Origin of the sequence: Nocardia vinacea (assembly GCF_035920345.1) — a bacterium.
Taxonomy (GTDB): Bacteria; Actinomycetota; Actinomycetes; order Mycobacteriales; family Mycobacteriaceae; genus Nocardia; species Nocardia vinacea_A.
In genome coordinates this window covers 4,624,613-4,636,641 of sequence record NZ_CP109149.1, presented here as the reverse complement: position 1 = coordinate 4,636,641, position 12,029 = coordinate 4,624,613, and the positions used below count along the sequence as shown (strand labels likewise).

Sequence of the window (12,029 nt, the reverse complement as noted above, 5' to 3'; positions counted from 1 at the left end):
CTGTCCGGACGCCGGCCGTTCATCCGCAATTCCCGAGCCTGACCGGGCGAGTTCGTTGCGTCCGAGGGGGTCTTCTACCCACATCGAATCCGAGTAAGGCAGGATAAGGGCGCTCCGTGTTGAGCCTCCGCGTTGCCATCCGGCCCACGTGCTGTGTCGACAGACCGAAATCAATCGCCGAAGGAGACGAACACCCATGACGAACCCCGGGATCGAACGCCCAGGATATCGCCGGGTGCTCCTCAAATTGGGCGGGGAGATGTTCGGCGGCGGCAAGGTCGGGCTCGACCCCGACGTGGTGCAGACGGTCGCCGAGCAGATCGCCGAGGTGGTCTCCAGCGGTGTTCAGGTGGCCGTGGTGATCGGCGGCGGCAACTTCTTCCGCGGTGCCGAACTCGAGGAACGCGGTATGGAACGCGCCCGCTCGGACTATATGGGCATGCTCGGCACCGTGATGAACAGCCTTGCGCTGCAAGACTTTTTGCAGCAGCAGGGCATCGACACCCGGGTACAGACCGCGATCACCATGGGGCAGGTCGCCGAGCCGTATCTGCCGCTGCGCGCCAAGCGGCACCTGGAGAAGGGTCGCGTTGTCATCTTCGGCGCGGGTATGGGCATGCCCTACTTCTCCACCGACACCACCGCAGCTCAGCGCGCACTGGAGATCGGCGCCGATGTGGTACTGATGGCCAAGGCCGTCGACGGGGTCTTCACCGCGGATCCCCGGGTCGACCAGAGCGCGACCATGTACACCGAAATCACGCATAAAGAGGTCATCGAGCGCGACCTGAAGGTCGCCGACGCGACGGCCTTCAGCCTGTGTATGGACAACCAGATGCCCATCCTGGTGTTCAATTTGTTGACGAAGGGCAATATCGCCCGTGCGGTCGCCGGTGAGAAGATCGGCACATTGGTTCGGTCCTGACCCCGCGCCCGCGGATCATGACGATGACGACGCTGTGGAGGAAACGGTCGTGATTGAAGAAGCGCTCTTCGACGCCGAGGAGAAGATGGAGAAGGCCGTCTCGGTAGCGAAAGACGATCTCGGGTCCATCCGCACCGGTCGGGCGAATCCGGGCATGTTCCAACGGATTGTCATCGACTACTACGGTTCGCCGACCCCGATTACCCAGGTGTCGAGCATTACCGTGCCCGAGCCGCGGATGGTGGTGATCAAGCCGTACGAGCAGTCGACGCTCGGCGCGATCGAAACCGCGATCCGCAATTCGGATCTCGGTGTCAACCCCACCAACAACGGTGACATCATTCGGATCTCGGTCCCGCAGCTCACCGAGGAGCGGCGCCGTGAACTGGCCAAGCAGGCCAAGGGCAAGGGCGAGGACGCCAAGGTCTCGATTCGGAATGTCCGCCGCAAGGCCATGGACGAACTGTCGCGGATCCAGAAAGATGGCGAGGCGGGTGAGGATGAGGTCGGGCGCGCCGAGAAGGAGCTCGACAAGACCACCGCGAAATATGTCGGCCAGGTCGATGAACTGGTCAAGCACAAGGAAGCTGAACTGCTCGAGGTCTGAGGTCCGAGGCCGGATCTTTCGGGCCCGCTCGGGCGGGGGACGAACGGAACGACGAGTTGAGCGACGGGACAATCGTGGCCGAGAACGCCGCCGCGACCGGTGCGGCCGAGGAGCCGAGGCCGGCCAACGGCACTGTTGATGCGACGGACGGGCGCGCGGTCGATGCCGCGCTTCCCGAAGCCGCACCTCCCGAATCCGTGCACACCGACTCCGCGACATCCGAGGCTGAACGTCGGGGATCCTCGGCGCCGGTGGCCTCGACCGGTCGGCCCGCGACTCCGGGCGATGCGACCGTCGTACCCTCGGGACCGACGACATCCGGCCCCGCGACCGATGGTCTCGCGACGCTCGGCCCCGCGACGCTCGGCTCGGCGACCGATGGTCCCACGACCGATGGCCCCGCGACTGATGGACCTGCGACTCCAGAACCCGCGACCGATGGGCCTTCGAGCTGGGGACCGGCGACGCCCGGACCCGAAAACGACGGTTCCGTGACCCCCGAGTCTTCGGCCGCCGAGCCCGTGAATGCCACAGCCCAGCAACAGAACTCGGACGAATCCGCAGCTCCCGCCTCGCGCGCCGGCCGCAACCTGCCCGCCGCCTTGGCTGTCGGGTTCGGTCTCGGGCTCTCGCTCATCGCGATCCTGCTGTTCGTGCCGAAGGTATTCATCGGCGTCGCGGCCGCCGGAGTCGGCGTCGCGACCTGGGAGGTTGCCAAGCGGCTGCGGGAGGCGGATGTCCTCGTCCCGCGGATCCCGCTCATCGTCGGCGGTCAGGCAGTGTTCTGGCTCGGCTGGCCGTGGGGCGCCAGCGGCGTGGCGGGCGCCTTTGCCGCGACCACGCTGATCTGCATGGTGTGGCGCCTTTTCGATCACGGCTTGCAGACCGCGCCGCGAAACTTCTTGCGCGACACCGCGATCACGATCTTCACTCTGGCCTGGATTCCGCTGCTCGCCTCGTTCGCGACGCTGCTGCTGCTCGAGCCCGACGGCAACCTGCGGGTGCTGACCTTCATGATCCTGGTGGTCTGCTCCGATGTCGGCGGTTACGTGGCGGGTGTGCTGTTCGGGCGGCATCCGATGGTGCCCGCGATCAGCCCGAAGAAGTCCTGGGAGGGCTTCTGCGGTTCGCTGGTGTTCAGCGTGATCGGCGGTCTGCTGACGGTGACCCTGCTGCTGGAAGCCAATTCGATGATCGGCGTGGTGCTCGGCGTCGGCCTGGTACTGGTCGCGACCGTCGGCGATCTCATCGAATCCCAGGTCAAGCGGGAACTGGGCATCAAGGATATGGGCACCCTGCTGCCCGGCCACGGCGGCATCATGGACCGCCTCGATTCGATGCTGCCCTCGGCCTTCGTGTCGTGGCTGGTGCTCAGCAGCTTGATCTAGCGCTTCGCAGCGTGCCGGAGCTGAATGATCCGCACCCCCCCGACGAGCGCCATCACCAGCGCACCGGCGATCACCGACAGCAGCATCATGATGCCGACCGGCATGGAGAAGCTCCAGAACAACAGATCCACCCGCTGCTGTTCCAGGTTCTGCAGGATGAAGATCAGCAGCACGATCCCGATCAGCGTCGCGGCGACCAGGGCGACCCAAGTGTCACCGGTCCGGCTCTTCACCAGCGATTTGCGACCGGTCGGCTCTACCGGCTTACGGCCGGTCGACGCAGGTGCGACATCTTCGGTGCGCTCCGGCTCGGAAGACTCGGCGTGACTGGTCATACTTCGATCATTGCCGATCGCTATCTCGGGTGCACGTATTTCTGCGCGCTGACCGGTATGTCGTTATGTCGAGGCAGGGGGTGCGCACCCGGCCCGATCGAACGTGACGTTCGTCGCGTCGGGCGTCGTGATGGTCACCTTCGGTCCGGGCCGCACACGCGAGATGGGACACTGGACAGACTATGACCGTCTCCCTGCCCCTCGTCTTCGATGCTCCGCGCCGTGGCATGCCGCCGCGGCACCTCGCCGACCTCGATGCCGATGGGCGCAAGGCCGCGGTCGAGGAGCTCGGTCTGCCGAGGTTCCGCGCCGACCAGATCGCGCGCCAGTACTACGGCCGCCTGCAGGCCGATCCGGAGCTGATGACCGATCTGCCCGCCACTGTGCGCGAAAAGGTCGGCGCGGCGCTGTTTCCGCCGCTGATGTCGGTGGTCAAGCATGTCGCGTGCGATGGCGGCGAGACGCGAAAGACCCTGTGGCGTGCGGGTGATGGCACCTTGCTGGAGAGCGTGTTGATGCGCTATCCGGACCGCGCCACCCTCTGCATCTCCAGCCAGGCCGGCTGCGGTATGGCGTGCCCGTTCTGTGCCACCGGTCAGGGCGGCCTCAACCGCAATCTCTCCACCGCCGAAATCGTCGACCAGGTCCGTGCCGCGGCCGCTGCCATGCGTGACGGCGAGGTCTCGGGTGGTCCGGGCCGCCTGTCCAATATCGTCTTCATGGGCATGGGTGAACCGCTGGCCAATTACAAGCGGGTGGTCGCCGCGGTTCGTCGCATCACCGAACCCGCGCCCGACGGCTTCGGTATTTCTCAGCGCAACGTGGTCGTTTCCACCGTCGGCTTGGCTCCGGCCATTCGCAAGCTCGCCGACGAGGACCTCTCGGTGACCCTCGCGGTGTCGCTGCACACCCCCGACGACGAACTGCGCGACACCCTGGTGCCGGTGAACAACCGATGGCCGGTCGCCGAGGTCCTCGATGCCGCCCGCTACTACGCCGATAAGAGCGGTCGCCGGGTTTCCATCGAATACGCGCTGATCCGCGATATCAACGACCAGCCGTGGCGCGCGGACATGCTCGGCGCGAAACTGCACAAGGCCCTTGGCTCCCGCGTACACGTGAACGTCATCCCGCTGAACCCGACGCCGGGCAGCAAGTGGGATGCCAGCCCGAAACCTGTTGAGCAGGAATTCGTTCGGCGCGTCAACGCGCAGGGCGTTCCGTGCACCGTGCGCGATACGCGGGGTCAGGAAATCGCCGCGGCATGCGGGCAGTTGGCCGCAGAGGGCTAGGCTGTTCCCCTTTTACGAAGTCATCGCGTCGGCCTTCGGCGACGACTGCCGGCGAACCGTATCCTATTGGGGCGCAGAGCAATGCGGTCATGTCGAGGATTGTTGGAGCTCTTTGCGTCGTTCCGTTATGAGGGCTGCCAGGCGGTGCGTGGTCTTGTCGTCGAAGCCGACTTCCGCGACCCGGTTGGTCCAAGATTCCGATGCGTCGACGATCCGCGCCAGGCTGCGGTTGACAGCTCGTGTTGTGACGCCGAGGCGGGTGGCTGCTTCTGCCCACCAGCGGTGGGCGAGCTTTGTGTCGCGTCCGTACAGCGAAATGGCCATGGGGTCACGCCAGCTCAGGTACGGCTGGGTGCACAGCAGGTCGTAGGCGGGGATGACTTCCCAGATGCCGTCGGGGTTCTGCCGGATCGACAGATTCTTACCGTGCAGGTCGCCGTTGCCGATGAGGTAGCTGAATGCGGCGATTTCGAGCATGTGCAATGTGGCCAGAGGATGTGAGCCGTGGCCTGTGACTACTGCGTCGGCAAGGGCTTTGATGGCTTCCTGCAACGTGATTCGGTACTTGGCGGCCGGGTACCGCCCCAGGACCTGGCAGGCGTCTTCCTGCGCCAGACGGCGGGTTTCGCCGCGCTCGATGACGCGATCGAACCGGTCGATGAACAGTGCAGTGCGGCCGTTTTGGTCGGTGACGAGCTGGTGGTCGGGAACTCGGATACCACACGCGTCGGCCATGTCGAGGAAGAAGTTCTCGTTCTCGACCATGTACGGGTACTCGGGTGGGTTGAGTTTGAGAATGGCCGGGCCTCGTGTGGTGGAGACCGGAGCCGAAATCATTTGTGCGGAGACCTTGATCTGGACTCCGGGTAGCGCGGTGCGGTCGAGTTCGCCGGCGTCGGTGGAGGTGGCGCGGGTGAACAGTGTCGCGAAATCCGCGTTCGTGGTGTCGGTCTGGTCGAACAGGGGTAGTGGGTCGGAGGGGACGGTTCCTGCGGGCAGCACCTGGACGTCGCCGATGGTGTCGGCGCCGACGGCCAGCAGAATGCTGAAATGGTCGTCCTCGCTGGTCCGTGCGGCGGTCGTGATCGCAGTCAGGCGCAGGCCCTCGGGTAGCAGGCCCGCGAAAAATGCCGGGACCGAGCCTCCGGTCGCCCGGTATGTCCCTGTCCGCTTCGGCAAGGTCAAGGCGACCGGTGGTGTCGTCGGATCGGCGGAATAGGGCTCGGCATAGGTGAACACGACGTCGTCGCGTTCACGGCGTAATTGTCCGGCGAGCCGCCCGGCCTTGTAGACATCGGCATTGTCGATGGCGCGAAGGTCGGCAAGGTCGTTCGGTGTGGTCACCGGCGGTTGGTTTCCACGGCGCGCAGTTCGGCGGTGCTGCCGGACCGGGTTCTGGCATCCGCGTGCGGCATGCTTACGAGCGTCAACCCGAGGGCGTCCAGGATGCGCAAGGTGATCGCGAGGGTCGGTGATGTTTGCCCCGCCTCCAGGGTGCGTACCGATGAGACGCCGACATCGGCAAGATCCGATAGATCAATTTGGGTCAGCCCGAGACTGCGCCGCCGCTCCGCGATGAAGGCTCCGAAGGAGGTGAGCGGACCCATCTCGTCCCGAGATCGCCGACGAGGTTTCGGCCGCGTCACCTGAACTCCTATCGTTGCTATCGAAGTGCTAGTGGTGCAAGCCCTCGTAAATCGCGCAGCTCGCCTTGGGGTAGTGGAAATTAACGGTGCGATAGCAATGATAACCTACGGAACCGGTTGAAGCTGCGAAGCAGCGCCGCTAATCGTTGCGTCCGCAGTGCTAAGTCAGGTTCTAGTTGAGTGCTGTGGGCGGGCTTCTGCGATAGATCGCAGCAATGAGGATTCGTGATGCGTCAGGCGCTCACCTCGGGCCTTGACCATTGCGCTCGCAGCCGAAGGCAAGACGGGCGCAGCACATTCCGGCTGGCCGAGGCCGAGGTCGGTAGCCAGTGAGGGATGCGACCAATTCGGCCAGGCGCATCTCGGACGCGGTTTCGTCCATGGCCGGACGAGCGTACCGCCGATTGTCGCAGGTGACTGCGGGTCAGTGGCCGCCCGGCTCGAGGAGATCGCGGCCTTCGTCGGCCTTGACGCGGCGGTGTTCGGCGAGGATGAGTCCGCCGCCGCAGATCAGGCACAGAGCGGTGGCGATGCCGGCCACCACGGCCCAGCCGGCGAATCCGTAGCCTGCGGCGGTGAGCGTCAGGGCGGCGCTGACTACGCCGAGCAGCACCAGGATGACGCCGGGCCAGTTGTGGGTATCAGCGATCATTTCGCCCGCGTGATTTCTGGTGTTGCGTGCGCGGTCCGGGAAGTCGGAGCGCAGCCGATCGGATGCGTCGGGTCCAGGAAACATGGCGTCCTCTCCGTTCGGATGGATCGTCTCGTTCGAGCGGTTACCCGACATGTTCCGGATCAATCAGGGTGTATCGGCGATCGCGGCGGGTACCGCGAACCCGAATCTGCTTGCGACGAACAGGAGGGCAACCATGGCAACCGCGCGTGAACTCATGACCGAAGGCGTGCAGTGCGTGCGATCCAGCGATTCGGTGGTGCAGGCCGCCAAGCTGATGAAACAGCTGAGCGTGGGCGCGCTGCCGATATGTGGTGAGGACAATCGGTTGAAGGGCATACTGACCGACCGCGACATCGTCGTGAAGGTGCTTGCGGAGAACAAGGACCCGATCGGCGTCAAGGCGGGGGAACTGGCGGAGGGCACACCGATCACGGTGCAGGCGGGCACCGATGCCGATGAGGTGCTCAATGTGATGGCGGTGCATCAGATCCGCCGGGTTCCGGTGCTCGACGGTGACCAGTTGGTGGGCATTGTGGCGCAGGCCGATGTGGCCGTCGCGCTCGGCAATGCCGATACCGGCGGCGTGGTGGAGGCGGTGTCGACGGACTGACCGCGACCTGCGAACCGTCTCGTCCGCGCTGCCCTGAGTGCAGGTGTGAGTGTGCCGCTTGCGGGTATGCGCGGACGAGAGGAGCCGCGGTGGCTCCGTCCCCGATCGAGGAGGTGCGCAATGGCCACCGGTCAGAAGGAAGACGTCGTCACGCTCTTGCTGGCACAACACGAACTGATCAAGGGGCTGATCGAAAAAGTACAGGTTGCGCAGGGTGCGGCCAAGCGCGAGCCGTTCGAGGAGTTGGTCCGCGCGCTGGCCGTGCACGAGAGCGCCGAAGAGGAAGTGGTGCATCCGGCATCACGGCGAACATCTGTGCCCGCCAGTGTCGTCGACGACAGGCTGCACGAAGAAGAAGAGGCCAAACGCGTGCTCGCCGAGCTCTACGACATGGGCGTGCAGCACAAGGATTTCGATACCAAATTCCGCAGCTTCGCCGAATCGGTGATCGAACACGCCGATATGGAGGAGAAGGAGGAATTCGACCAGCTGCGCCAAGAGATTTCCGCCAACGAGAGCGCGGTGCTCGCCGATGTCGTGCGGGTCGCCGAGGCCGTCGCCCCGACTCGGCCGCATCCGGAGGCGGGTGAGTCGGCGCTGGTGAATATTGTTGCCGGACCGCCACTTGCGCTCTTCGACCGGATTCGCGACGCGGTGCGCGATTGGCGCCGTAAGACCGAGGGGTGAGCGGCGTGGCCGACGCAGCCAATAGGAACGGCGCATCGAATGAGAAGCAGCGCCAGCTGGATCGATACCGGGTGGATCGCGAACAGGGGAAGCTGACCACACAGCAGGGCGTACGGGTGGACAGCACCGACGACGCCCTGAAGGTGGGGGAGCGCGGACCGACGCTGCTCGCGGATTTCCATGCCAGGGAGAAGATCACCCACTTCGATCACGAGCGGATCCCGGAGCGAGTGGTCCATGCCAGAGGTGCGGGCGCCTACGGACACTTCCGGCCCTACGACGGCTGGCTCGGCGACTTCACCGCCGCCCGCTTCCTCATCGATTCGAGCGTGGAAACGCCGGTGTTCGTGCGATTTTCGACCGTCGCCGGTTCGCGCGGATCCGCGGATACCGTGCGCGATGTGCGCGGATTCGCGACGAAGTTCTATACCGCCCAGGGCAATTACGATCTGGTCGGCAATAACTTCCCGGTGTTCTTCATCCAGGACGGAATCAAATTCCCGGACTTTGTGCACGCGGTGAAACCAGAGCCGCACAATGAGATTCCGCAGGCCGCCTCCGCACACGACACCCTCTGGGACTTCGTGGGTCAGCAGCCGGAGACATTGCACGCGATCATGTGGCTGATGTCGGACCGGGCACTGCCGCGCAGTTATCGCATGATGCAGGGCTTCGGCGTACACACCTTCCGACTCGTCAACAGCGAGGGCCGAGGCACTTTCGTGAAGTTCCACTGGACGCCGAAACTTGGCGTGCACTCGCTGCTGTGGGACGAATGTCAGCAGATCGCCGGGCGTGATCCCGACTTCAACCGACGCGATCTGTGGGACTGCATCGCGGCCGGCCAGTATCCGGAGTGGGAACTCGGCGTGCAGCTGGTCTCGGACGAAAGCGAATTCGGCTTCGACTTCGACCTGCTCGATCCGACGAAAATCATTCCGGAAGAACAGGTTCCGGTGCAGCCGGTCGGACGCATGGTGCTGGACCGAAACCCGGACAACTTCTTCGCCGAGACCGAGCAGGTGGCCTTCCACACCGCCAATCTGGTGCCCGGTATCGATTTCAGCGATGATCCGCTGCTGCAGTTGCGCAACTTCTCCTACCTGGATACTCAGCTGATCCGTTTGGGCGGGCCGAATTTCGCCCAGCTGCCGATCAACCGGCCGGTTGCCGATGTGCGCAATCACCAGCAGGACGGCTACGGTCAGCACGCCATTCCGCAGGGCGAGGCCGCGTATACCAAGAACACCATCGGTGGCGGTTGTCCGGCACTGGCGGATACCGAGATGTTCCAGCACTACGCCGAGCCACTATCCGGTTCTGCTATTCGACAGCGCGCCAGCAGTTTTCGGGAGCACTACCGGCAGCCGCGAATGTTCTGGCGCAGTATGTCGCCGCCGGAGGCCGACCACATCGTCGCCGCCTTCGCCTTCGAACTGGGCAAGGTGGAGCGGCCGATCATCCGGACCAGGGTGCTCGAACATCTGGTGCGGATCGAGCCCGAACTGGCCGAGCGGGTCGCAAGTGAACTGGGTATGCCGATACCGCAATCGGACTCGGGTGATCGGGAGGCGGTGGTATCTCCCGCGCTGTCGCAACTGGATACCATCACCGACACCATCGCGACCCGGAAGATCGCGATCCTGGCCGCGGATGGTGTGGACACACTCGGTGTACGCCGCATCAAATCGTGGTTGTCAGACCGTGGTGCGGTCCCCGAAGTGCTTGCGCCGCATGCCGGTACGTTGGGCGGTGACGGCAGTGACGGCGAAACCCTCCCAGTGGACCGGTCGCTGGCCACCGTCGCCTCGGTTCTCTACGATGCCGTGTTGGTCGCGGGTGGAGCGCAGTCCGCCGACACCCTGGTGGGCAATGGCGCGGCGGTGCACTTCGTCCTGGAGGCGTTCAAACACGCCAAACCGATCGGCGGCTTCGGCGACGGCATCACGCTGCTGCGGGTCGCCGGTGTCGTATCCGATACCGATCATGACGCGCAAACAGGTGTCTTCACCACGACCGCCAGCGGCGCGGGCGTGGCCGAGGAGTTCATCGAGACATTCGCGAATGCGCTTGCCCAGCACCGGGTCTGGCGCCGGTCGACCATCGCGGTACCCGCCTAGCCGTCCCGGTTCAGCTCAGGACGGGCTGGATCTCCTTCTCCCACGCGGTGAAGAAGCCATCCAGATCGGGCCCGATCTGCTGGACGTACAGTTCGTCGACACCGGCATCGAGATACTGCCGGAGTTGGCGGATATGACGTTCCGGATCGGGCCCGGTGGCGAAGTGGTCACGGGTGGATTCGCGATCGATCAGGCTCATCGCGTCCTCGAAATCGCGCGGCCGCGGCAGAGTTTGGGAAAGTTGGCCGGGCAGCAGCTCATTGGCCCACAGGCGATGTGCGGCATCCAGACCCGACTCCTCGTCGCGGGACCAGCTGACCTTGGCACCCGCCTGTACCGGTTTCGCGTCGCCGCCTGCGGTGCGGAAGGTGTCGACCGCATCGGCATCGGGCAGTACGGTGCAGAAACCGTCGCCGATGCGCGCCGCCAATTGCGTTGCCTGCGGGCCGAATCCGGAAATATAGATCGGTACCGGGGCATCGGGCAGTGTGTAGATTCTGGCGTCCTGCACGGTGTAGTACTCGCCGCGATGGTTGACATTGCCGCCGCGGTGTAGCCGCCGAATCAGCTGGACCGCCTCCTCCAGCATTTCGAGCCGGACCGCGGGCGACGGCCACGGATCGCCGAGAATGTGCTCGTTGAGCGCCTCACCGCTGCCGACGCCGAGTATGAAATTGCCGTCGAGTTGGACGGCGGCGGTCGCTGCGGCCTGCGCGATGATCAGCGGGTGGATACGGACGGTAGGACAGGTGACCGCCGTGGTGATCGGCAGATCGGTGGCTTCCGAGAGCGCCCCGATGGTGCCCCAGACGAAGGGGCTCTGGCCCTCGGCGTCATTCCACGGATGGAAATGGTCGGAGATCCACAGCCGCTCGAACCCGGCCTGTTCGGCGCGTTTGGCCTGGTCGACGAGTTCTTTCGGCCCGAACTGTTCGCTGGCTAGGAAATATCCGAATTTGACCATGTCGGGCGCTTACCCAGGTTCGCGCGCGATATTCGACGCGTGCGAACGGGCCTCGGATCGATATGACCGAGGCCCGTTCGGCAGGTGGAGCTAGCTGCCGCTGTGGCTGTGCTGGCCACCCTTCTGCTTGGCCGCCGTCGGCTGCGCCAGTGCGCCCTTACGACCCGCCTCGTGCGGGTCGGCCGCATTGCGCTGGCCGAAGCTGCCGGTACTGGCCTTGCCGCCCTTGCTGGCCTGCTCCTGGGTGTCCTTGCGATTGCCGAACTGCCCGGGGTTCTTCGGATCTGCCATGACGGCACTCCTTCTCGGTAGTTGGAACTATCTGCGGCCCCGGTTCGGACCACATTTGCGATCTACCCGGGATTCGGTCGGTTAATCGAGTGGATATCGCCCGGTGGTCGGGCTGTTTCGCGGCCTGAAAAATGGTGTTTACCAGTGGTATTCGCGGGTAGCCGAGAGAGGGGATATGGCCGAATCCGACATCGCGGAGGCTATTATGAGCAGCGTTATCGATCCGACTTCGGTATGGCTGACCGGTACGGTGGCCTGGTTCGACGAACAGCGTGGATTCGGCTTCATCGATCCAGACGGTGTACGGCAGTGGCCGGTGTTCGTCGAATACAGCCGTATCGATGTGCCGGGGTATCGCGCACTGACGGAAGGTCAGCTGGTGCGTTACTTGTGCGATCCGGCGGCGCACGGTCGCGCGGCCGCGGTGGTGCGCCCGTACCCTCTGCGGATCAGTCCGTTGTGATCACGGAAACTGGACTGCCGCAAGC

Annotated in this window: 14 protein-coding genes; 8 read left to right on the top strand and 6 right to left on the bottom strand. The window is 64.7% G+C overall.

Annotated elements, in window-relative coordinates:
- Positions 1–196: 196 nt before the first annotated feature.
- From pyrH to OIE68_RS21275, 3 genes are all read left to right on the top strand, one after another.
- Complete coding sequence (pyrH, locus tag OIE68_RS21285; protein ID WP_327101105.1) at positions 197–925, top strand: UMP kinase; 729 nt, start codon at positions 197–199, stop codon at positions 923–925.
- 49 nt (positions 926–974) lie between these two features.
- Positions 975–1,532 (top strand): ribosome recycling factor, encoded by a 558-nt coding sequence (frr, locus tag OIE68_RS21280; RefSeq protein ID WP_040693344.1) that lies wholly within the window; start codon positions 975–977, stop codon positions 1,530–1,532.
- A 521-nt stretch (positions 1,533–2,053) separates the two neighbouring features.
- Positions 2,054–2,920 (top strand): phosphatidate cytidylyltransferase, encoded by an 867-nt coding sequence (locus OIE68_RS21275; RefSeq protein WP_327101747.1) that lies wholly within the window; start codon positions 2,054–2,056, stop codon positions 2,918–2,920.
- Here the strand turns inward: OIE68_RS21275 and OIE68_RS21270 are convergent.
- Positions 2,917–3,255, bottom strand: coding sequence for a LapA family protein (locus OIE68_RS21270; protein WP_327101104.1), 339 nt, complete (start codon positions 3,253–3,255; stop codon positions 2,917–2,919). The two genes, OIE68_RS21275 and OIE68_RS21270, sit on opposite strands and share 4 nt — an antisense overlap.
- A 182-nt stretch (positions 3,256–3,437) precedes the next feature.
- On the opposite strand from OIE68_RS21270, the gene rlmN reads away from it, so the two are divergent.
- A complete protein-coding gene (gene rlmN / locus OIE68_RS21265) occupies positions 3,438–4,547 on the top strand; it encodes a 23S rRNA (adenine(2503)-C(2))-methyltransferase RlmN (protein ID WP_327101103.1) in 1,110 nt (369 codons plus the stop codon).
- 87 nt (positions 4,548–4,634) lie between these two features.
- On the opposite strand, the gene OIE68_RS21260 is transcribed toward rlmN, so the two are convergent.
- From OIE68_RS21260 to OIE68_RS21250, 3 genes are all read right to left on the bottom strand, one after another.
- The gene (locus OIE68_RS21260) at positions 4,635–5,891 is read right to left on the bottom strand and encodes a type II toxin-antitoxin system HipA family toxin (protein WP_327101102.1); all 1,257 of its coding nucleotides are present in this window, start codon (positions 5,889–5,891) and stop codon (positions 4,635–4,637) included.
- Positions 5,888–6,193 carry a helix-turn-helix domain-containing protein gene (locus OIE68_RS21255; protein WP_327101101.1) on the bottom strand — a complete coding sequence of 102 codons (306 nt, stop codon included), beginning with the start codon at positions 6,191–6,193 and terminating at the stop codon, positions 5,888–5,890. Before OIE68_RS21255 ends, OIE68_RS21260 begins: the two co-directional genes overlap by 4 nt.
- A 424-nt stretch (positions 6,194–6,617) precedes the next feature.
- Positions 6,618–6,929, bottom strand: a complete 312-nt coding sequence (locus OIE68_RS21250; RefSeq protein WP_327101100.1) for a hypothetical protein — start codon at positions 6,927–6,929, stop codon at positions 6,618–6,620.
- Positions 6,930–7,062: 133 nt separating this feature from the next.
- On the opposite strand from OIE68_RS21250, the gene OIE68_RS21245 reads away from it, so the two are divergent.
- From OIE68_RS21245 to OIE68_RS21235, 3 genes are all read left to right on the top strand, one after another.
- Positions 7,063–7,479: a CBS domain-containing protein gene (locus tag OIE68_RS21245; protein ID WP_327101099.1), complete on the top strand. Its 417-nt coding sequence runs from the start codon at positions 7,063–7,065 to the stop codon at positions 7,477–7,479.
- A gap of 120 nt (positions 7,480–7,599) precedes the next feature.
- Positions 7,600–8,166 carry a hemerythrin domain-containing protein gene (locus tag OIE68_RS21240; RefSeq protein WP_327101098.1) on the top strand — a complete coding sequence of 189 codons (567 nt, stop codon included), beginning with the start codon at positions 7,600–7,602 and terminating at the stop codon, positions 8,164–8,166.
- 5 nt (positions 8,167–8,171) lie between these two features.
- The gene (locus tag OIE68_RS21235; protein WP_327101097.1) at positions 8,172–10,286 is read left to right on the top strand and encodes a catalase; all 2,115 of its coding nucleotides are present in this window, start codon (positions 8,172–8,174) and stop codon (positions 10,284–10,286) included.
- 10 nt (positions 10,287–10,296) lie between these two features.
- Here OIE68_RS21235 and OIE68_RS21230 read toward each other — a convergent pair whose 3' ends face one another.
- Both OIE68_RS21230 and OIE68_RS21225 read right to left on the bottom strand, forming a co-directional pair.
- Entirely contained in the window at positions 10,297–11,250 is a 954-nt protein-coding gene (locus tag OIE68_RS21230) for a TIGR03557 family F420-dependent LLM class oxidoreductase (RefSeq protein WP_327101096.1), read from the bottom strand.
- Positions 11,251–11,340: 90 nt separating this feature from the next.
- Positions 11,341–11,541, bottom strand: a complete 201-nt coding sequence (locus OIE68_RS21225) for a hypothetical protein (protein ID WP_040693214.1) — start codon at positions 11,539–11,541, stop codon at positions 11,341–11,343.
- A 205-nt stretch (positions 11,542–11,746) separates the two neighbouring features.
- Between OIE68_RS21225 and OIE68_RS21220 the strand changes: the two genes are divergently transcribed.
- Positions 11,747–12,004, top strand: a complete 258-nt coding sequence (locus tag OIE68_RS21220) for a cold shock domain-containing protein (protein WP_327101095.1) — start codon at positions 11,747–11,749, stop codon at positions 12,002–12,004.
- Positions 12,005–12,029: the final 25 nt, after the last annotated feature.